Raw genomic sequence first — 20,435 nt, forward strand, 5'->3', positions numbered from 1 at the left:
CGCGGCGACCGGGCGCACACCGCAGTTGAGGAGGCCCCATGACGATGCCCGCCCCCGAGCCACGGCGGCTTCCGCTGCGGCGGATGCCCAGGAGCACCTGGGCCCGGCAGGAGCCGACCTGGCGAGAGGCCTCGCCCGCCGTCATCGGCGGTGCGCTCAAGCGGGCCCTGGCCCGCCCCTCCGGGAACTGGTTCGTGCTGGCCGCCAGTACCGAGGTGCGCGCCGACCGCCCCTTCGGCCGGGTGGTCGGCGGCACGGAACTCGTCGCCTGGCGTACCCCGGATGGGAGCGCGCACGCCGGACCGGGAGCCTGCCCCCACCTCGGGGCGCCCCTGTGCCGGGGCGCGGTGTCCGAGGGGCGCCTGGTGTGCCGGTGGCACGGTCTCTCGCTCGGCTCAGAGGGGATGCCCGGTTGGAGCCCCCTGCCGGTGCACGACGACGGCGTGCTCGTGTGGGTCCGGTTGGACGCGATCGGCGGTGAGCCGCCGACCGGCGCCCCGGTCGTCCCGGAGCGCCCGCGCCCGGAGCGGAGCATCGCCGCGGTGGAGAGCCTGGCGGGGCGGTGCGAACCCGAGGACGTGGTCGCCAACCGTCTCGACCCCTGGCACGGAGCCTGGTTCCACCCCTACTCCTTCGTCGGGCTGCGGGTGACCGAGGTGCCGCAGGGGCCGGACCCCGACCCGGACCGGCTGGTCGCCGACCTCGGTTTCCGGGTGGCGGGGCGGTGGGGGGTCCCGGTCCGGGCCGAGTTCACCTGCCCGGAACCCCGCACCGTGGTCATGCGCATCATCGAGGGGGAGGGCGTGGGCAGCGTGGTGGAGACCCACGCGACCCCGCTCGGTACCGATCGCGACGGTGTTCCCCGCACCGCCGTCATCGAGGCGACGGTCGCGGTGTCCGACCGCACCGGCTTCGCCCTGGCCCGCAGGGTGGCGGCGGCCGTACGCCCCGCCGTGCGGACGGTGGCGCGCCGTCTGTGGCGGGACGACCTCGCCTACGCGGAACGCCGCTACCTGCTGCGGACCACCGGTCGCTGGCCGGGCTGACGGGCGCCGCGGGCCAGTGCGCGCAGGAACGCGCCGCGCCCCCGCCGGGGCACCGTCCACAGGGCGTGTCCCGGCAGCCCCCACCGCGACAACAGCGCGTTGGCGGCGCTCAGCCCGGTGGTGGCGGCCCCCTCCATGAGGGCGACCGGCAGGTCGACGCGTACGTGGTCGCCCGCCACCACCAGGGTGGGGTCGGGGGTGGTCACCGTGCAGCGGTCCCGGTAGCCACCGGGAGGGAACAGCGCGCAGTCGGCATGGAGCTCGTGTCGCGCGTCCACCGCGCGTGCCCCGGCCAGTTCCGGGTAGACCGCCACGGCCTGCTTCCACAGGGACGCCCGCTCCACCGAGGGGTCGTGTTCCTCGGGCAGGGCGTAGGCGTGCAGCTCCACCACCGAGCCCCCGGTGCGCGCCGCCCACTCCCGGGCCTGGTCCTCGTAGCGGTCCAGGACGCTCACGTTGTCGAGCGTCGGGTATCCGGCGGTGCCGAGGAAGGCCTGCCGGTGCGGCCGGACGGGGCGGTCCAGCCAGTAGCGGGAGACCAGGAACGGGGGCGCCGAGGCGACGCCCGCGACCCGCGCCCGCCACTCCGCCGTGCCGAGCTCGGGCGAGGCCGCGACGAGTGAGCGCAGCCCCGGCGGGTCCGCCGCCAGTACCGCCGCGTCGAACTCCTCGCACCGCACCCCTTCGGAGCCCCTCCAGAACACCGCGTGGCCCGGACGCTCACCCGGCGCGATCCGGTCGATCGACGCCCCGGTGCGGAACTCGACCCCCCGCCCGCGCAGGTACGCCTCCAACGGATTCCAGAGCGCCTGGGGAAACGGCGAGCGCGGCACGTCGAACACGAGCCCCTCCGACGACCCCAGGAAGTAGACGTGGAACATGACCGCCATCTCGGCGGCGGAGAGGCGCTCGGGCGCCGCGAAGAAGCTGCGGCTGAACACCTCGAAGGCCAGGTGGCGCGCGGTGCGCGGGAACCGGGTCACCTCCAGCAGCTCCCGGGCGCTGCGGTGGCCGAGGCGCTCGTGCACGCCCGGCACGTCGGCGTCCAGCAGCTGGAGCACCGCCGGGACGTTCACCCCGGCCAGCTCCGACGCCGGGAAGCTGCGGCTCACGGCGGCCAGCGCGAAGGCGTTCCACGGCGGCGTGGCGGGCAGGCCGGAGAAGCGGTCCCGGGCCCCGGAACTGTGCACCAGCGGGTAGTCGGCCAGCGGCACGAGCGCCTCCAGGCCCGGGTCGGACCGTCGGAGCAGTCCCCGCAGGTTGTAGTACTGCCGGAAGAAGGCGTGGAACCCCCGGCTCATGGTGGCCGCGCTGCCGTCGGCGAGGGTGGTGTCCCACCCCCGCAGGCGCCCGCCCAGCCCGTCCTCGCGTTCGAACACCACCACGCCCACGCCGCGCTCGGCCAGCCCGCAGGCGGCGGCCAGACCGGCGATGCCTCCGCCCACCACCGCCACACGGGGAACGCGGCCCGGTCGGGACCCGTCCGGCGCGGGCGGGTCGATCCGTTCGGCGCGGGGGTCGTTCACGTCGGGGTTCACGTCCGGGTTCACGGGCGGGCGCCGACGAAGGTGTGGGTGATCCCGTAGCGCCAGCCCGGCATCGGCGCGCTGGCCACGGACACCAGTCCCGCGGCGCGCATGCGCTCCAGCAGGGCCTCGCGGCCGTCGAAGTCGAGGACGCTGCGCCACAGGTACCGGAACAGGTCGTCGCGGCCGACGAGCACTCGTCCGGACGGCACGACCACGCCCCAGCACACGGCGGTCCACACCGCTCGGGCGGCGGCGGAGTCCGCCACGGAGTACTCGTGCAGCGCCATCCGCCCACCCGGGCGCAGTAGGGCCAGCGCCCCGGCCAGGAAGGCGTCCGGATCGGGCACGTTGCGTACCAGGTAGGCGGCGAACACCGCGTCGGCCGGGCCGCCGAGCGTCTCCCCGGCCCACTCCGGGGTGAGGTCCTGGGCGCGGGCCTGGCGGAAGGTGACGCGGTCCGACCACCGTTTGGCGCGGGCCTCGCGCAACATGCCCTCGGAGGAGTCCACCCCGACGATCCGGGCCAGCGGGTACTCGCGGGCCAGGGCGGCGGTGGAGGCCCCCGTGCCGCACCCCAGGTCGAGCAGGAGGCGCCCCGCGCCGCGATCCGGGAGGCGCAGGCGGATCGCCGACGCACGCAGGTCCCGGTGGTAGCCGGGGCTGCGGGAGACCAGCCGGTCGTAGGCGGGCGCCGCGAGGTCGAACTCCTCGGTCACCTCGGCGGCCTTCATTCGTTCGGTCGCTGTGGTCATCGGTCCTCCGGGCGGTTCGGGGTGGACGGGGGACTTCGACCGCCGCAGGGGCCATGCTGGGGTGATGGCCGACTACGACGTGGTGATCATCGGAGCGGGGGCCGCTGGGCTCACCCTGGCCCATCGCATCGGGCAAAGCAACGATCGGCGCGGCGCAGCGCTGAGAACGGCGGTCCTGGAGCCTCCTCCGGGCCCGTGGACCCCGCCGCCGAGGACCTGGTGCTTCTGGGAGGCCGGGCCGGGGCCGTGGGACCCGCTGCTCACGGCCTCGTGGCGGGACCTGTCGGTCGTCGGTCCGGACGGGGCCCGGCACCGCTCCCCGGCCCGCCCCTACGTCTACAAGATGCTGCGCTCGACCGACGTGGACGCGCACGTGCGGGCCTCGGCGGGCCCGGGGGTGGAGTTCCGCCCGCTGTACGCGCGGACGACACGGGACGGCCCCGAACACGCCACCGTCCAGGCCGTGGGGCCCGACGGCGAACGGTCGGAGCTCACCGCCCGGTGGGTGTTCGACACCCGCCCGCCCCGGCCCCCGCACGGAGGGCGTACGCGCCTCCTCCAACACTTCCGGGGGTGGTTCGTGCGCCTGCCCGAGGACGCCCTCGACCCGGGCTCCGCGGTGCTCATGGACCTGCGTCCGCCCCAGCCCCCCGGCGGTGTGGCCTTCGGATACGTGCTGCCGCTGTCCCGACGCGAGGCGTTGGTCGAGTACACCGAGTTCGGCCGGACCGCGCTCACCACCGCCGAGTACGAGCGGGCGCTGGCCGACTACTGCGAGCGCTGCGGGCTCCACGGGGCCGAGGTCACCGCGTCCGAGCAGGGCGCCATCCCGATGACCGACGAGTCCCTGCCCACCCGGGCCGGACGGCGGCTGTTCCGGATCGGCGCCGCGGGGGGCGCCACCCGGCCCTCCACGGGGTACACCTTCAGCGGCGCGTCGCGGCAGGCCGCCGCCGTCGCGTGGGCGCTGGAGCGGGGCCGGGTCCCGGTGCCGCCGGTTCCGCACCGCGCGCGGCACCTGGCGATGGACGCGGTCCTGCTGCGGGCCCTGGACAGCGGACGGGTGTCGGGCGCGGACTTCTTCGCGCGGCTCTTCGCGGCCAACCGCCTGGGTGACGTCCTGGCCTTCCTGGACGGCGACACGGGGCCGGTCCGCGAGTTCGCCATGGGCCTGACCACCCCGGTCGCGGCGATGTCGCTGACCAGCGCCGACCACCTCTGGTACACGCTGCGCTCGTCCCTCGCCGGGGCCCTCCCGGGCGGCGCCTCCCGGCGGCGGCCTCCGGTGGTCAGCCGCCGAGGACCCGCACGCCCTCGGTGAGGGAGTCCAGGTGCCCGTCGGCGACCCGCAGCGTGTCCCCGACCCCCCGCCAGCCCGGCCCGGCGGTGTACACGGCGGTGCGCTGAGGCGCCGAGGCGGCGGTGCGGGCCACGGCGCGCAGGGTCTCCGCGTCGCGGTCCCCGCTGGCGTGGCACCACAGCACCACGGCGCGCGGGCCGACACGGGCGATGGCGCGGACGGTGGCCTCGGTGGGGGTGCAGGGGCCCAGCACCCGGTGGGTCAGCCCGGCCTCGCGCAGGGAGGCGGCCAGGGCCTCCACCGGGAGGCTGTGCATCTCGTGCGGCAGGCAGGCCAGGACAACCGGGCGCTGACGGGGCCCGGGAGCCGCGAGCGGCGCGGGGACGCGGCGCAGCACCGTCGACACGCTCCAGGAGAGCAGGTGCTCCACCTCCACGTGCCGCCGGGTGTCCTCCCACCGTCGGCCCATCCCGTACAGCAGGGGTTTCGCGAGGTTTTCCCAGGCGGCGACGGTCCCGTGCCGCTCCACGGCGGTCTGGAGCAGGCGCTCCACGAGGTCGGAGTCCATGCGCATGGCGGCCCTGGCCACGCCCCGGAGGGTCGGAGTGTGCCCGCTTCCGTGTACGGGTAGGGCGGGGGAGGAGCGGGGAGCGGCCGATGCGGCGGGTGCCCGCGGCCCCGGAACGGAGCGGTCGGCCGACGACAGGACGCGCCGCGCCGCCTCGGCCGGGGGCACGCCCTCGCCGACGAGGTGGCACAGGGTGCGCAGCCGTGCGACGTCCGTAGGGGAGTAGCGCCGGTGCCCGCCGGGGCTGCGCTCGCGCGGGCCGACGCCGTAACGCCGGTCCCAGCTGCGCAGGGTGGTCGGCGCGACACCGAGGAGTCGGGCCACGGCCCCCGGGCCGAGTGCGTCGGTCATGGCACCCCAACACGTTGCGAAAGCGGTGCGACTTGTGACGCGGGCCGCTGACCTCCGACTCTAGAGCGTGAGAGCACCGAAAGGGGCGACGACATGGATCTGGACACCACACGCCGGGCCGACCGGCGGTTGGACCGCGTCTACCGGATCGGGGCCGGGTTCACCGGTCTGGTCCTGGTGGGTTTCGGCAGCGCCGGCATGATGATCCGGCTTCCTTTGTTCGACACGCGGGGCGAGGTGGTCGCCGGGCTGTCCACGAACGGCGCGCTGAGCTTCCTGTCCATCGCGATCGGCTCGCTGCTGTTGGGTGCGGCGATCCTGGGCGGCAAGTTCGCGTCGACGGTGTGCGTGACGGTCGGCGGGGCCTTCCTGGTCAGCGGCCTGGTGAACCTGATCCTGATGAGCACCGACTTCAACGTCCTGGCCTTCAGCGTGCCCAACGTGATCTTCAGCTACGTGGTGGGCCTGGTCCTGCTCACCATCGGGATGTACGGCCGGTTCACCGGTAACCTCCCCAGCGACAACCCGTTCCGCCGGTACCGGCACCCCGAGGAGGGCACCGACGCCGGGACCGACACGGGGGCGCACGCCGCCGGGGCTCCGGGCGGGAACGCGGTACCGGGCCCGCGGTCGGCGCGCGAACGCGAGGACACCAGTGAGGAGAGCCGGGGATGAGCACCGCGCCTTCGGGACGGCTGGCCCTGGTGACCGGGGCCAGCGGCTACATCGGCGGACGGCTCGTCCCCGAACTGCTCGCGTCCGGGTACCGGGTGCGCTGCCTGGCCCGCAGCCCGGAGAAGCTGCGGGACCACCCCTGGCGCGAGCGCGTGGAGGTGGTCCGCGGTGACGTGGTCTCCGGGGAGGGGCTGGCGGAGGCGCTGGCCGACGTCGACGTGGCGTACTACCTCGTGCACTCGATGAGCGGTGGCCGCGACTTCGCGAGCACCGACGCGCAGGGGGCCCGCACCTTCGCCGGGGCGGCGGCGCGGTCGGGTACGGGCCGGATCGTCTACCTCGGCGGCCTGGCCCCCGAGCACGTCGAGCTGTCCGCCCACATGGCCTCCCGGGAAGAGGTCGGGCGCATCCTGGTGGAGGCGCCGGTCCCGGCCGTGGTGCTGCGGGCCGCCGTGATCATCGGTTCGGGGTCGGCCTCCTTCGAGATGCTCCGCCACCTGACGGAGCGGCTTCCGGCGATGACCACGCCCCGCTGGGTGCGCAGCCGGGTGCAGCCGATCGCCGTGCGGGACGTGCTCCGGCTGCTGGTGCGCGCGGACGAGCTGCCCGAGGGGACGGACCGCACCTTCGACATCGGTGGCCCCGAGGTGCTCAGCTACGCCGAGATGATCCAGCGCTTCGCCTCCGTGGCGGGGCTGGCCCGGAGGCTGATCGTCCCCGTCCCGGTGCTGTCGCCGGGCCTGTCCAGTCTGTGGGTGGGTCTCATCACGCCGGTGCCGCCCTCGGTGGCGCGGCCGCTGGTGGAGTCGTTGCGGCACGACGCGGTGGCGGGTGAGGACGACCTGGCGCGGACGCTCCCGGACCACGGCCGAATACCGTTCGACAAGGCGGTGCGGTTGGCCCTGCGGCGAATCGACGAGGACCGGGTGGACACGCGCTGGTCCTCGGCGGCCTGGCCGAGCGCCCCCTCGGACCCGCTGCCCACCGACCCCGACTGGGCGGGCGGGAGCCTGTACACGGACCGGCGGGCCCGGTACACGGACGCGTCCCCGGAGAGCCTGTGGCGCGTGATCGAGGGGATCGGGGGTCAGCGCGGCTGGTACTCGTGGCCGTTGGCGTGGGCGGCCCGCGGGTGGATCGACCTCGCCGTGGGCGGGGTGGGGCCCCGGCGGGGGCGCCGCGACCCGGAACGCCTGCGGGTGGGGGACTCCCTGGACTTCTGGCGGGTGGAGGAGATCGTCCCGGGTGAGCTGCTCCGGTTGCGCGCGGAGATGCGCCTGCCGGGTCCGGCCTGGCTCGAACTGCGGGTGGGCCGAGCGGACGGGCGCACGGTCTACTGCCAGCGGGCGCTGTTCCACCCGAGGGGACTGGCAGGGCACCTGTACTGGAAGGCGGTCACGCCCTTCCACGGGGTCGTGTTCGGTTCGATGGCCGACAACATCGCTGGCCGCGCGGAGGCGGACGAGCGGGACGCGCAGCGGCCGGACGACGGGGTGACGGGCGGTACCTGACCCCGGTGGAGGGCGGGTGCCGGACCGCGATAACGTGTGCGGAGAAGTAGCTAGAAATCCAAGAGACTCGGATTCCGAGTCAAAGGAGCCGCGCCGTCCCGGCCGCGGTCTCGAAAGGGCTTCCCACGGTGCCGACACCATCCGTCCCCCGCCGACCTGACGAACCACGCGCCCCCCGGACCCGGCGCCCACGCCTGTGGATCGGTGCCGCGCTGCTGGTCAGCCTCGTGTGGCTGCTCGGCGCGGGACCCCTCGGCGCCTTCCTCGGCCGTCTCGGCGAGGTACAGACCAACGACCCCTCCGCCTTCCTTCCGGTCGGCGCCGAGTCCACCGAGGCCGGAGCGCTGGCCGAGCGGTTCGACCGGGGCGACACCGTCCCGGCGATCGTCGTCCTGTCCGGCGATCAGGAGCTCACCGGGGACGAACGCGCCGAGGTGGGCGCTCTCGCGGAACGGATCGGGGAGCGGGAATGGGTCATCGGGCCGGTGATCGGCCCCATCCCGGGGAGCGAGGACCCCTCGGTGGCCCAGCTCATCGTCCCGATCGGGAGTGGTCACGACACCGGCGACTCGGTCGCCGAGCTCCGTGAACTGCTCGCCGACCACCCGGTTCCCGGGCTCCAGGCGCAGGTCACCGGGCCCGCCGGATACGCCGCCGACCTGGTCGCGGCCTTCGGTGGCATCGACTCCACCCTGCTCCTCGTGGCGGTCGTCGCGGTCCTGGTCATCCTCGTCGCCGTCTACCGGTCGCCCCTGCTCCCGGTCCTGGTGATCGTCGCCTCGCTGCTCGCGCTCGGTCTCTCCGGCGCGTTGGTCTACGCCGCCGCCGACGCCGGGCTGGTCAGCCTCAACGGCCAGAGCCAGGGCATCCTGTTCATCCTGGTGGTGGGCGCCTGCACGGACTACGCGCTGCTCCTGGTCGCCCGGTACCGGGAGGAGCTGGCCGCCCGGGAGACGGCGCCCGAGGCCGTGCTCGCGGCGGTGCGCGGGGTCACCGGCCCGGTCCTGGCCTCGGGTGGAACCGTCATCCTCGGCGTGTTGTGCCTGCTCGCCGCCGACCTCGCCTCCACCCGCAGCCTCGGCCCGGTGGTCGCCATCGGGGTGGTCGCCGCGATGCTCGCCGCCATGACCTTCCTGCCCGCCGCCCTCGCGCTGTGCGGCCGCGCCGCCTTCTGGCCCACCGCCCCGCACCGCGCCCGTGAGGCCGCCGGGAACACCACCGACGAGGTCCTGCGCCAGCACCCCTTCTGGGGGCGGATCGCCGCCGCGGTGGCCCGCCGACCCCGCGCCCTCTGGCTCGGCACGGCCGCGCTCCTGCTGGCCGCTGCCGTCTTCGCGCCCCAGTTCAGCGCGCAGGGAACCGGGCAGGCGGAGGTCTTCCGCACCGAGGTCGAGGCCGTCGAGGGGCAGGAGACGCTGACCCGGGGGTTCGGCGCCGACTCCAGCGCGGCGCCCGCCCTCGTGGTCACCGCGGAGAGCCACCTGGACGAGGTCGTGGCGGCGGCCGAACGGGTTCCCCGGGTGGAGGGCGCCGCCCCGGTGACCGAACCCGGCCCGCCCGGCGCGCAGGCCCCGCCGCTGGTGGAGGACGGTCGAGTCCTGGTGGAGGTCGTGCTGGCCGCCGACCCGGAGTCCCCCGAGGCGGTGGAGGCCGTCCGCGACCTGCGCGCCGAGCTGGGCGCGGTCGAGGGGGCCGACGCGCTGGTGGGCGGGGTGAGCGCCACGAACCTCGACACCCTGGACACCGCGCAGCGGGACTTCGTGGTGGTCGTTCCGCTGGTGACGCTGGTGGTGTTCCTGGTGCTGATCCCGCTGCTGAGGTCACTGGTGGCCCCGTTGCTCCTGATGACCGCCAACGTGCTCTCGTTCGCCGCGGCCCTGGGGGTGGGAACCCTCGTGTTCGACCACGTCCTCGGCCTGCCCGGCGCCGATCCGGTGGTGCCGCTCTTCGCCTTCGTCTTCCTGGTGGCACTGGGGATCGACTACAGCATCTTCCTGATGTCCCGTGCCCGTGAGGAGACCCTCGCGCACGGGCAGCGTGAGGGAATCCTGCGGGCGCTCACGGTGACGGGAGGGGTGATCACCTCGGCCGGCGTGGTGCTGGCGGCCACCTTCGCTGCGCTGGCCGTGATCCCGCTGCTGTTCCTGTTGCAGCTGGCGTTCCTCGTCGCCTTCGGCGTGCTGGTCGACGCCCTGCTGGTGCGGACGCTGCTCGTCCCCGCCCTGTCGTTGGACGCGGGGCCGCGCCTGTGGTGGCCCGGACGCGCGGCCCGGAGCCGCTAGGGCGTGTTTTGTGGATCATTCCGCCCGCCCGTCGCCCTCCACCACCCTCAAGGGACGCCTGGCGGCGCGGTGTTCTCACGGTGCCAGGCTGCCTCTCGCTGCGCCGATGGAGCTCGGACAGCCAAACCCGGGCTGACCGTCGCTCATCGTCTTGCGAGAGATGGCCTGGCGGCCGCTCGCGGTGCTGGCGGCTCCGCCGCCAGTAGGCGAAAGCATCCACAAAACACACCCTAGAGCGGGTCGCCCGGGAGCTCCCGGTAGGCCTCGGCGATCCTCGGCACCAGCTCGGGCGCGGGCAGGTCGACCCCGTCGATCGAGGCCACCGGGCGCACCCCGCTCACGGCGTTGGTGAGGAAGGCGCCCCGCATACGGGTGGCGGCGACCGCCGCGAGGGGACGGGTGGAGACCGGGACCCCGAGCGCCCGGGCGGCACCGCCGACCAGCCGGGAGGTCACCCCCTCCAGGGCGGGCGCCTGCGGCCAGACCAGCTCCTCGCCGTCAAGGAACCCGATGTTCCAGGTGGGGCCCTCGGACACGCGCCCGTCCACTCCCATGAAGAGCGCGTCGTCGTAGCCGTCCCGCTGGGCGGCGCGTCGCTGTCGTACCGCCCCGAACAGGCCGGTGCCCTTGACCCCCGGGGCGTCCCGGGTGAACTCACGCGTGCCGAGGCGGACCGGTGGAGGGGCTGCGGTCGGTGCCGGTCGCGTGGTGACCAGGATCTGCGGCAGGGACCGCGCCCCGGGGCGGCCGAGGTCCAGTGCCGGGTCGTACACGGTCACCCGGACCACGCACGGCGAGGTGTGGGAGCGGGCGGCACGGCGCACCAGCTCGCGCACGCGCGAGACGTCGAGTTCGGCGTCGAAGAGTTCCGCGCAGTCGCGGGTGAGCCGTTCCGTGTGCAGGCCGAGTCCGCGCACGCGCAGGTCGGTGACGAGCATGGTCGTGAAGTGCCCGTAACCGTACAGGGCCAGGCCTGAGAGTTCTCCCGCGCTGACGGGGCGTCCGTTCAGTTCCATGACGGGCTCATTCTGGCACTTCGGGACCTGTGGCAGGGGGAGTTCGCGAGGCCCGCCCCCGTCAGATCGGGGGCCGCGCGCTCCTGGAGCCCTCCTCCATGGCGACGAAAGCGGTCACCAGCTGGCGCTCGGAGGTGTCCAGGTAGGCGGTGAGCTCCGCGGCGGCCGTCTCGGCGTCGCCCTCGGCCAGCGCGAGGTGGATGCGCCGGTTCCACTTGAGGTAGGGGTCGTGGAACTCGCGGGGCGCGTCCATCACGTGGAAGACCAGCCGTGTCTCGGCCAGGATCTGGCGCATGAACTCGTTGACCCGGGTGCTGCCCGCCAGGGCCGCGAGCGCCTCGTGGAAGCGCATGTTCGCGCTGCCCATGCGCCACCAGTCCCGCTCGGCCCGGGCCCGTTCGCCCTCGTCGACGGCGCTGCCCACGGCGCGGACCCGGTCGGCGGGCGAGGTGGCCGCGCCGCGCACGGCGGGAAGTTCCAGAGAGCGCCGCGCATTGAACAGGTCGCGGACGTCCTCGCTGGTGGGGCGGTTGACGAACACGCCTCGGTGCATGTGGTGCACCAGCAGGCGCTCGTGACCCAGCAGCCGGAACGCCTCGCGCAGGGTGTTGCGGGAGACCTCGTACTTGCGGCTGAGCTTCTCCTCGGACAGGCGCACGCCGGGGGCCAGCTCTCCGTCGATGACGAAGGTGCGCAGGAGGTCGGCGACGCGTTCGGCCTGGCTGGTCGGGCGGGACAGCGCGGGCTCGGGCAGTCGGTCGATGTGGTCCTCGGTCGCCGTCACGTGAGTCCTCCACCCGTCTCGTGGGCCACTCCGGAGACGGGGTGGTCCCACCAATGTTACGTACCGGGGGGTCGGGATTTTACTGATCCGTGCCTTACCTGCGGCTCAAGATTGAAGTATTGTTCAACAATCCAACAATGAGGTTGGCGTCACACCCCTCCCGGACACCTGGAGAGTCAGCCATGGGCGAAGCGCCCCCCGCACCGGAGCAGAAGGTGCGTCCGAGGCTCGGTCGGATCACGCTGAGCAGTGGCCTCCTCGGAGCCATGTTCCTGATGGCCACCAGCGCCATCGGCCCCGGTTTCATCACCCAGACCACGACCTTCACCGCGCAGCTCGGTGCCGCGTTCGCCTTCGCGATCCTCGTGTCGATCCTGGTCGACATCGCCGTGCAGCTGAACATCTGGCGGGTCATCGGCGTCGCCAACATGCGCGCCCAGGACCTGGCCAACAAGGTCCTCCCAGGAGCGGGCTACCTGCTCGCCGTCCTCATCGTCTTCGGCGGCCTGATCTTCAACGTCGGCAACATCGCCGGCACCGGCCTGGGCCTCGACGCCATGATCGGCCTCGACCCGCGCATCGGCGCGGTGCTCTCCGCGCTCGTCGCCATCGTCATCCTGGCCGTCAAGAGACTTGGCGTGGCCCTGGACCGCATCCTCGTGTTCCTCGGCGTCATCATGATCGCCCTCACGGCCTACGTCGCCTTCGTGTCCAGCCCGCCCGTGGGCGAGGCCCTGCGCCAGTCCGTGCTGCCCGAGGCGGCCACCAACGACCTCTTCCTCGCCACCATCACCATCATCGGCGGCACGGTCGGCGGCTACATCACCTACGCGGGCGCGCACCGGCTCATCGAGAACGGCATGGGCGGGCGCGAGAACGTCGCCGCCATCACCCAGACCTCCGTCACCGGCATCATCGTCACCGGCATCATGCGGGTCCTGCTCTTCCTCGCCATCCTCGGCGTGGTCGCGGGCGGCGTCGCCATCATGGACGCCCCCAACCCGCCCGCCGAGGCCTTCTACCAGGCCGCGGGCGAGGTCGGCATGCGCCTGTTCGGGATGATCATGTGGGCGGCGGCGGTCAGCTCCGTGATCGGCGCCTCGTACACCTCCATCTCCTTCGTCACCACGTTCTCCCCGTGGCTGGAACGGCACAAGGGCAAGCTGGTCACCGGCTTCATCGGCATCTCCCTGGCCATCTACCTGGTCTCCGGACAGGCCCCGGGCACCCTGCTGGTCATGGCGGGCGCCCTCAACGGCGTCATCCTCCCGGTCGGCCTGGGCCTCCTGCTGTGGGTGGCCGCGCGCCACTCGAAGACCCTGCTCAACGGCTACCGCTACCCGCGCTGGCTGCTGGTCGTCGGTGTCGCCGCCTGGGGCCTCACCATCTACATGGCGGGCAGGTCCCTCAGCGGCATCGCCTCGCTCTGGCAGTAGACAGGACACCGGGTGGTGCCGCCGCACGGCAGCGGCGGTACCACCCGCGGGTACGAGAAACTGGAGGAAACACGTGCGCATCGACCTCAACTCCGACCTCGGCGAGAGCTTCGGCCGCTGGGAGCTCGGCGACGACCGGGCACTGCTGTCCCTCGTCACCAGCGCCAACGTCGCCTGCGGATTCCACGCCGGTGACCCCTCGGTCCTGCGGCGCACCACCGCCGAGGCCGCCGCGCGCGGCGTCGCCGTCGGCGGACACGTCGCCTACCGCGACCTGGCCGGGTTCGGCCGCCGCTTCGTGGACGTCCCGCCCTCCGAACTCACCGACGAGGTGCTCTACCAGCTCGGCGCGCTGTCCGCCTTCACCGCGCTGACCGGCGACCGCATCCGCTACGTCAAGCCGCACGGCGCCCTGTACAACGCCATCGTCCACCACGAGGAGCAGGCGGCGGCGGTCGTCGAGGCCGTCCGCGCCTTCGACCCCGACCTGCCCGTCCTCGGCCTGCCCGGGTCGAGCTTCCTCGAACAGGCAGAGGGCGCGGGTCTGCGCACCTACCGCGAGGCCTTCGCCGACCGCGCCTACACACCGCACGGCACGCTCGTCTCGCGCCGCGAACCCGGAGCCGTCCTGCACGACCCCGAGGCCATCGCCGCCCGCTGTCTGCGCATCGCCCGAGGCGAGCCCATCGAGGCCGTGGACGGCACCGAGATCCTGGTCCGGGCCGACTCCCTGTGCGTGCACGGCGACAGCCCCGGCGCGGTGGACATCGCCCGCGCGGTCGCCGAACTGCTGCGCGCCGAGGGCGTGACCATCGCCCCCTTCACCGCCCCGTCCGCCTGACCGAGCCCGTCCCGACTTGGAGCCGTCCGTGCGCGTCCTGAACTGCGCCGACACCGGGGTGCTGGTGGAGGTCGCCGACCTCTCCCAGGTGATCGCCCTGGGTGCCGCCCTGGAGGCGGAGCCGCTACCCGGCGTCGCCGACGTCGTCCCCGCCGCCCGCACCGTCCTGCTGCGGCTGGAGCCCGGGGCCGACCCGGCCCGGGTGGCCGAGGCCGTCACCGGTCTGCGGCTCGGCGCCGCCGCCGACCTGGGCACGGGGGAGACCGTCACCGTCCCCGTGCACTACGACGGGGAGGACCTCGACGACATCGCCGCCCTCACCGGCCTCAGCCCGCTCGAGGTGGTGCGGGCCCACACCGCCGCCACCTGGACGGTCGCGTTCTGCGGGTTCGCCCCCGGTTTCGGCTACATGGTCGGCGACGACCCGCGCCTGAACGTGCCCCGCAGGGGGGAGGCCCGCACCCGCGTCCCCAAGGGATCGGTGGCGCTGGCCGGGGAGTTCACCGGCGTGTACCCGCGCAGCTCCCCCGGCGGCTGGCAGCTGCTCGGCCGCACCGACGCCGCGGTCTGGGACCTGGACCGCGACCCCCCGGGCCTCCTGCGCCCCGGTGTCCGCGTGCGCTTCGAGGAGGTCGCGTGAGCGCGGTGACCGGCGGCTCCGCCGCAGCCCTGGAGGTCCTGGCCACCGGACCGATGACCACCGTCCAGGACACCGGGCGCTTCGGGCACGCCTCCCTCGGCGTGGGCCGCTCCGGCGCCGCCGACGCCGACTCCTACGCCCTCGGCAACCGGCTGCTCGCCAACCCCGGGGGCGCCGCCGCGCTGGAGGTCACCTTCGGCGGACTGCGGGTCCGCGCACGCGGCGCGGTCACGGTGACGCTGACCGGGGCCGAGGCGCCGGTCCGGGTCAACGGGCGCGGTGCCGCCTTCAACGAGGTCCTCCACCTCCCGGACGGCGCCGAGCTCTCCCTCGGCGTCCCCGCCCGGGGCCTGCGTTCCTACCTGGCCGTGCGCGGGGGAGTGGCGGTGCCGCCGGTCCTGGGCTCCCGCAGCACCGACGTGCTCGCCGGCCTGGGGCCCGACGTCCCCGCCGTCGGGGACCTGCTGCCCGTCGGACCCGCCCCGGCGGCCCTGCCCCGTGTGGACCACGCCCCCGTGGCGGCGGTCGGCGGTGACACGGTCGACCTGCGGGTCGTGCTCGGCCCGCGCGACGACTGGTTCACCGAACACGCCCTCACGACCCTGTTCTCCGGGGAGTACGAGGTGACCTCCCGCAGCGACCGGGTCGGCGCCCGGCTCTCCGGGCCGGTGCTGGAGCGCTCCCGCGAGGGCGAGCTCCCCAGCGAGGGCATGGTCCCCGGATCACTCCAGGTACCGCCCGGCGGCGAACCCGTTCTGTTCCTCGCCGACCACCCCGTCACCGGCGGGTACCCCGTCATCGCGGTGGTGCGCTCGACCGACCTGCCCCGAGCGGCCCAGGCACGACCCGGCACCCGCGTCCGATTCGTCCCGTGAGGTCGCGCGCCCGAGAGTGACCGTACGGAGAAGAGAGAGGCAACGAACCGATGACCGACGACACCGACCAGGCCCGCCCCGAGCAGGCGTCCCCCGCCGACCTCCCACCGGCCCGGGCACGCGCCCTGTTCCGCGCGGGGCTGCGCGTGCCCACCTCGGGCTACAGCTCCGGGTACGCCCAGGCCAACCTGATCTCGCTCCCGCGCGACCTCGCGTTCGACTTCCTGCTGTTCGCCCAGCGCAACCCCAAGGCGTGCCCGGTCCTCGACGTCACCGAGCCGGGCGAGGTGTCCGCGTCGATCTTCGACGGGGACCTGCGCACCGACCTGCCCGCCTACCGCGTGTACCGCGACGGCGCGTTCACCGAGGAGCGCACCGACGTCACCGACCTGTGGCGCGACGACCTGGTGTCCTTCCTCATCGGATGCAGCTTCACCTTCGAGACCCCGCTGCTGGAGGCCGGGGTGCCGGTCCGCCACATCGAGACCGGCGGCAACGTCGCGATGTACCGCACCAACCGGGAGTGCCGGCCGGCGGGACGCCTCTCGGGGCCGCTCGTGGTGTCCATGCGCCCGATCCCGGCCGGGCAGGTCGCGGACGCCGTCCGGATCACCTCCCGCTACCCGGCCGTGCACGGGGCACCCGTCCACGTGGGAGACCCCTCGGCCCTGGGGATCACCCGTCTGGACCGGCCCGACTACGGTGACCCCGTGGAGGTGCGGGACGGCGAGGTACCGGTGTTCTGGGCCTGCGGCGTCACCCCGCAGGCGGCGGTGGCGGCGTCCGCGCCGGAGTTCGCGATCGGCCACGCCCCCGGCCACATGGCCGTCACCGACGTCCGCGACACCGTCTACCAGGTGCCCTGACCCCCGGATCAGCCCGCCCCCGGGCCGACCGCGAAGGGGCCCAGACGTCCGTCGCGCATCTCCAGCACCCGGTCGGCCGTGCCCAGGTACTCGGTGTCGTGCGTGACCAACAGGGTCGCCACGTCGAAGGTTCCGGTCGCCTCCGCCAACAGATCCATGACGCGGCCGCCGCGCTCGTGGTCGAGCGCCGCGGTGGGCTCGTCCACCAACAGGACGCTCGGTCGCCCCACCAGCGCCCGGGCGATGTTCACGCGCTGGCGCTCGCCCCCCGACAACTGGTGCGGACGCCGGTGCTCCTTGCCGGTGAGCCCCACCGCGGCCAGGGTCTCCATCGAGGGCCCGCGTGTCTCGCGCGGCGGCCGCGAACGCATGTGCCCGGCCACCATCAGCTGCTCCACCGCGGTGAGGGAACCGAGCAGGTTGGGTTGCTGGAAGACGATCCCGACCCGCTCCAGCCTCAACCGGCTCAGGTCACCCGGGGACAGGCCCCGTGTACGGACCCCGCCCACCGTCACCAGGCCCGAGTCCGGACCCACCAGCGTGGCGGCTACGGCCAACAGGCTCGACTTGCCCGAACCGGAGGGGCCCACGACCGCCGTCATCGTTCCGGCGGCCACCTCGACCGACACACGGTCCAGGGCGGTCACCACCCCGTCGCCGTCGGGGTGGGTCAACGTCACGTCGTGCAGTTCCAGGCTCATCGCACGCCTCCCAGGGCGGTCAGAGGGTCAACGGAGGTGATCCGGCGGACGGCCAGGACCGCGCCGAGCATTCCCAGCACGACCATGGCGGCCACCGGTCCGAGCGTGGTCGCGGCGGTCAGCGAGAACGGCAGCACCGCGCCGGCCAGCGCGCCCAGACCCACCCCCAGCGCCCCGCCCACGGCGGACCCCGCGAGCAGCACCACGAGGGCCTGGGCGAGGGCGTCCCTGAGCAGGTAGCGGGTGGAGCCCCCCAACGCCTTCAGGATCGCGATGTCACCGCCGCGTTGGACGGTCCACACCGTGAGGAACGCGCCGACCACCAGCGCGGAGATCACGTACAGGAACGCCTGCATGGTGACCAGGGAACCGTTCTCGGAAGAGAAGGAACCGATCGCCCGAAGGCTGCCGGACAGGGTCGTGGACACCGTCGCGGCCTCCTCGTCCGCCCGCACGGCGGCGGTCGTGTCCACACCCCGGGCCGCCACCACCGTGGCGATCGGGGCGTCGTCCCCCTCCGCGTGCCGCGCCCGGGGGTCGATCCCCTCCCAGACGTCGAGGTCGGTCCACACCACGGGCAGGTGGCTGTGGTGGCCGGTGGACGCGACGGCGGTCACCGTCAACCCGGTACCGGAGACGGACACCTCGTCCCCCACGCCCACCCCGAACTCCCCGGCGACGTCCTGGCTCATGACCAGCCCTGGGCCGGGTTCCAGACCGTCGGGGGCCAATGCGCCGCCCGGGACCGCGCCGAACAGCGCGACCGCCGCGCCGTCACCGCCGCCCAGCTCGGCCCGGGTCTGCGTGACCCCCAGGGGCTCGGCCCACTCGACCCCCTCGGCGCGGGACCAGGCGTCCACCTGGTCGCGGGTGACGGCGCTGTCTCCGAAGGACTCCTCCGGTACGCCGTCACCGGTGGTCCCGAAGGCCACGCGGTCCGCGGGCAGACGCGCGACCGCCGACGTGGACTGGTCGGCCAACCCGGCGGTCAGCCCCGACAACAGGACGATCAACAGCGTGATCAGGGCGACGACGGCACCCATCAGCACGAACCGCCCCCGGGCGAATCGGATGTCCCGAAGCGCGACGAACACGGCGGCCCCCTCTCTCTGGTGACTCGGATGTGGTGTGCCTCCACACTCGCGCCCCCGCGCCGCCGCGCACATCGGGTGAACGGAGCCCGTTCGGAGCACGGAGGGCGGACCCCGACATCCGTCGAACGATGGATACCGTCAGCCCCGACAGCCGCGTACGCTGCACTGATGCGGAACGCAGAGGTGCGCGGACACGAACCGCCCGGAGTGACCGGGGTGCTCTGGACGCTGCGCCTGCTCCTGCACGCCTGCTTCCTGTTCCTGCTCGCCGTGGGCGCCGCCCGGTACGCGCTCACCCACACCGGCCAAGCCCACGGCGCGTACTGGACGGTGCTCTGCGGCGCCGTGCTGCTCGGCGCCGTCTACTGCGCCGGGGCGCTGGCCGCCCGGCACGACCTCCACCGGACCCGCTCCCTCGTGTGGCTGGCGGCGGTCACCTGCCTCTGGGGAGCCCTCGCCTGGGCCGGGCCCGACTTCGTGTGGCTCGCGTTCCCCCTGTACTTCCTGCACCTGCACCTGCTGCGCGGGCTCCACTCGGTCCTGGCGGTCGTCGTCATCACCGCCGCCGTGGTCCTCGGCCAAGCGCTGCACACCGCGCACCTGACCGCCGGGATGGTGCTCGGCCCCGTCCTGGGGGCGGTCTTCGCGGTGGCGATCGCCGTCGGTTACTCGGCCCTGCGACGGGAGGGCGAGCGGCACCGCGCGCTCATCGACACCCTGACCCGCACACGAGGGGAGCTCGCCGCCTCCCAGCGCCGCACCGGGGTCCTCGACGAGCGGGAGCGACTGTCCCGGGAGATCCACGACACGCTCGCCCAGGGTCTGTCCAGTGTCATCCTGCTGTTGCGCTCGGCGGAGAACGCGCTGCCCGGGGACCCTGAGCTGGCCGCCACCCGGGTGGCGGAGGCTCGGGAGAGCGCGTCCGCCAACCTCGCCGAGGCCCGCCGGTTCGTTCGCGACCTCGCACCGCCCTCACTGACCGGCGCCAACCTGCCGGAGGCGTTGGGGAGGCTCTGCGAACGGGTGGGCCGCACGGAGGGGATCGACTGCCGGTTCCGCACGGACGGAGCCCCCACGGAACTCCCCTCCGGCTACGAGGTGGCGCTCCTGCGCGCGGCCCAGTCCAGTCTGGCCAACGTCGGCGCGCACGCCCGGGCCGACAGAGCCGTCGTCACCCTCGGCTACCTGGAGGGGGAGGTCACCCTGGACGTGTACGACGACGGGCGGGGGTTCGTCCCGGGGCGGACCGGTCCGAGGGACGACGGCACCGGCTACGGGCTCGTCGCCCTCCGCGAACGTGTCACCGACCTCGGCGGCCACCTGGAGGTCGAGTCCGCGCCCGGGCAGGGCACCGCCGTGGCCGTGCGCCTCCCCCTGGCACGGGAACAACGGGCGAACGGCGCCGCCGACCGCCGACCCGGCGACACCGATGACGGACCCCGAGCACACGGTGGAGGACAGGACGATGGGTGACCGCGACGGACGTCCGACCCGAGGACCGGTGCCGGGGGAGCGCCCCTTGCGCATCCTCCTGGTGGACGACCACCCGGTGGTCCGGCACGGGCTCAAGGCCATGTTCGCCGAACGCACCGACCTGGAGGTGGTGGCCGAGGCCGAGGACGGCCGCGCCGCCCTCGAAGCCCTCACCCGGCGCGGGGGAGCGGCGGGGGTGGACGTCGTGCTCATGGATCTGAGACTGGGGGACGGGATGGACGGCGTGGCCGCCATCCGGCGCGTCACCGAGCTCGACCCACCGCCGCCCGTCCTCGTGCTCACCACCTACGACACCGACGGCGACATCCTCGCCGCCGTCGAGGCGGGCGCCACCGGGTACATGCTCAAGGACGCGCCCCCGGACCAGCTGTGCGAGGCCGTGCACGCGGCGGCACGCGGTCAGACCGCGCTCGCCCCCGGTGTCGCCAACCGGCTGATGGACCGGCTCCGGTCGCCGAGCCCCGTGTTGAGCGGTCGTGAGCTGGAGATCCTCGGCCTGCTCGCCCGGGGGCTGTCCAACAGGGCCATCTCACGCGAGCTGTTCATCAGCGAGGCGACCGTCAAGACCCATCTGGTGCACGTGTTCGACAAGCTCGGCGTCGACAACAGGACCGCCGCCATCACCACGGCCCTCAGGCGCGGGCTCATCCGAGTCGACTGAGCCGTCCGACCGG

19 protein-coding genes are annotated in these 20,435 nt (G+C 74.0%); 12 read left to right on the top strand and 7 right to left on the bottom strand.

The features are described 5' to 3' along the window. Positions 1-38 precede the first annotated feature (38 nt). Entirely contained in the window at positions 39-1,046 is a 1,008-nt protein-coding gene (locus ACFYL4_RS05025; RefSeq protein WP_387516472.1) for a DUF5914 domain-containing protein, read from the top strand. Here the strand turns inward: ACFYL4_RS05025 and ACFYL4_RS05030 are convergent. Then, positions 1,010-2,584: an FAD-dependent oxidoreductase gene (locus ACFYL4_RS05030; RefSeq protein ID WP_387516474.1), complete on the bottom strand. Its 1,575-nt coding sequence runs from the start codon at positions 2,582-2,584 to the stop codon at positions 1,010-1,012. The two genes, ACFYL4_RS05025 and ACFYL4_RS05030, sit on opposite strands and share 37 nt — an antisense overlap. Positions 2,585-2,592: 8 nt before the next feature. Continuing rightward, positions 2,593-3,327, bottom strand: a complete 735-nt coding sequence (locus ACFYL4_RS05035; protein ID WP_387516476.1) for a class I SAM-dependent methyltransferase — start codon at positions 3,325-3,327, stop codon at positions 2,593-2,595. Between the two features lie 64 nt (positions 3,328-3,391). Between ACFYL4_RS05035 and ACFYL4_RS05040 the strand changes: the two genes are divergently transcribed. After that, complete coding sequence (locus ACFYL4_RS05040; protein ID WP_387516478.1) at positions 3,392-4,648, top strand: lycopene cyclase family protein; 1,257 nt, start codon at positions 3,392-3,394, stop codon at positions 4,646-4,648. Here the strand turns inward: ACFYL4_RS05040 and ACFYL4_RS05045 are convergent. Then, the gene (locus ACFYL4_RS05045; protein WP_387516480.1) at positions 4,617-5,546 is read right to left on the bottom strand and encodes a MerR family transcriptional regulator; all 930 of its coding nucleotides are present in this window, start codon (positions 5,544-5,546) and stop codon (positions 4,617-4,619) included. The genes ACFYL4_RS05040 and ACFYL4_RS05045 overlap by 32 nt on opposite strands. Positions 5,547-5,639: 93 nt before the next feature. On the opposite strand from ACFYL4_RS05045, the gene ACFYL4_RS05050 reads away from it, so the two are divergent. From ACFYL4_RS05050 to ACFYL4_RS05060, 3 genes are all read left to right on the top strand, one after another. Further along, positions 5,640-6,221 carry a DUF4383 domain-containing protein gene (locus ACFYL4_RS05050; RefSeq protein WP_387516482.1) on the top strand — a complete coding sequence of 194 codons (582 nt, stop codon included), beginning with the start codon at positions 5,640-5,642 and terminating at the stop codon, positions 6,219-6,221. After that, positions 6,218-7,732, top strand: a complete 1,515-nt coding sequence (locus tag ACFYL4_RS05055; protein ID WP_387516483.1) for an SDR family oxidoreductase — start codon at positions 6,218-6,220, stop codon at positions 7,730-7,732. Before ACFYL4_RS05050 ends, ACFYL4_RS05055 begins: the two co-directional genes overlap by 4 nt. A gap of 128 nt (positions 7,733-7,860) precedes the next feature. After that, entirely contained in the window at positions 7,861-10,014 is a 2,154-nt protein-coding gene (locus tag ACFYL4_RS05060) for an MMPL family transporter (RefSeq protein WP_387516485.1), read from the top strand. A gap of 230 nt (positions 10,015-10,244) precedes the next feature. Here the strand turns inward: ACFYL4_RS05060 and ACFYL4_RS05065 are convergent, their stop codons facing one another. Both ACFYL4_RS05065 and ACFYL4_RS05070 read right to left on the bottom strand, forming a co-directional pair. After that, positions 10,245-11,030 carry an aminotransferase class IV gene (locus ACFYL4_RS05065; protein ID WP_387516487.1) on the bottom strand — a complete coding sequence of 262 codons (786 nt, stop codon included), beginning with the start codon at positions 11,028-11,030 and terminating at the stop codon, positions 10,245-10,247. 61 nt (positions 11,031-11,091) lie between these two features. Then, positions 11,092-11,814, bottom strand: a complete 723-nt coding sequence (locus tag ACFYL4_RS05070) for a GntR family transcriptional regulator (protein ID WP_387516489.1) — start codon at positions 11,812-11,814, stop codon at positions 11,092-11,094. A 182-nt stretch (positions 11,815-11,996) separates the two neighbouring features. On the opposite strand from ACFYL4_RS05070, the gene ACFYL4_RS05075 reads away from it, so the two are divergent. The 5 genes from ACFYL4_RS05075 (at position 11,997) to ACFYL4_RS05095 (ending at position 16,472) form a co-directional block, all read left to right on the top strand. Beyond that, the gene (locus ACFYL4_RS05075; protein WP_387516491.1) at positions 11,997-13,250 is read left to right on the top strand and encodes an NRAMP family divalent metal transporter; all 1,254 of its coding nucleotides are present in this window, start codon (positions 11,997-11,999) and stop codon (positions 13,248-13,250) included. Between the two features lie 73 nt (positions 13,251-13,323). Next, complete coding sequence (locus ACFYL4_RS05080) at positions 13,324-14,091, top strand: LamB/YcsF family protein (protein ID WP_387516493.1); 768 nt, start codon at positions 13,324-13,326, stop codon at positions 14,089-14,091. A gap of 28 nt (positions 14,092-14,119) precedes the next feature. Next, the gene (locus ACFYL4_RS05085) at positions 14,120-14,731 is read left to right on the top strand and encodes an allophanate hydrolase subunit 1 (protein ID WP_357760828.1); all 612 of its coding nucleotides are present in this window, start codon (positions 14,120-14,122) and stop codon (positions 14,729-14,731) included. Continuing rightward, on the top strand, positions 14,728-15,606 hold the full coding sequence (locus ACFYL4_RS05090; protein ID WP_387516495.1) for a biotin-dependent carboxyltransferase family protein: 879 nt from the start codon (positions 14,728-14,730) through the stop codon (positions 15,604-15,606). Before ACFYL4_RS05085 ends, ACFYL4_RS05090 begins: the two co-directional genes overlap by 4 nt. 50 nt (positions 15,607-15,656) lie before the next feature. Beyond that, complete coding sequence (locus ACFYL4_RS05095) at positions 15,657-16,472, top strand: putative hydro-lyase (RefSeq protein WP_357760834.1); 816 nt, start codon at positions 15,657-15,659, stop codon at positions 16,470-16,472. 8 nt (positions 16,473-16,480) lie between these two features. Here the strand turns inward: ACFYL4_RS05095 and ACFYL4_RS05100 are convergent, their stop codons facing one another. Then, a complete protein-coding gene (locus ACFYL4_RS05100) occupies positions 16,481-17,173 on the bottom strand; it encodes an ABC transporter ATP-binding protein (RefSeq protein WP_357760836.1) in 693 nt (230 codons plus the stop codon). Then, positions 17,170-18,267 (bottom strand): ABC transporter permease, encoded by a 1,098-nt coding sequence (locus ACFYL4_RS05105; protein ID WP_387516498.1) that lies wholly within the window; start codon positions 18,265-18,267, stop codon positions 17,170-17,172. The genes ACFYL4_RS05100 and ACFYL4_RS05105 overlap by 4 nt, the downstream gene beginning before the upstream one ends. A gap of 168 nt (positions 18,268-18,435) precedes the next feature. On the opposite strand from ACFYL4_RS05105, the gene ACFYL4_RS05110 reads away from it, so the two are divergent. Beyond that, positions 18,436-19,740 carry a sensor histidine kinase gene (locus tag ACFYL4_RS05110; protein ID WP_387516500.1) on the top strand — a complete coding sequence of 435 codons (1,305 nt, stop codon included), beginning with the start codon at positions 18,436-18,438 and terminating at the stop codon, positions 19,738-19,740. Continuing rightward, on the top strand, positions 19,733-20,422 hold the full coding sequence (locus ACFYL4_RS05115) for a response regulator (RefSeq protein ID WP_387516502.1): 690 nt from the start codon (positions 19,733-19,735) through the stop codon (positions 20,420-20,422). The genes ACFYL4_RS05110 and ACFYL4_RS05115 overlap by 8 nt, the downstream gene beginning before the upstream one ends. The last annotated feature ends 13 nt before the right edge of the window (positions 20,423-20,435 follow it).

This window comes from Nocardiopsis sp. NPDC006938, assembly GCF_042869555.1.
Lineage (GTDB): Bacteria > Actinomycetota > Actinomycetes > Streptosporangiales > Streptosporangiaceae > Nocardiopsis.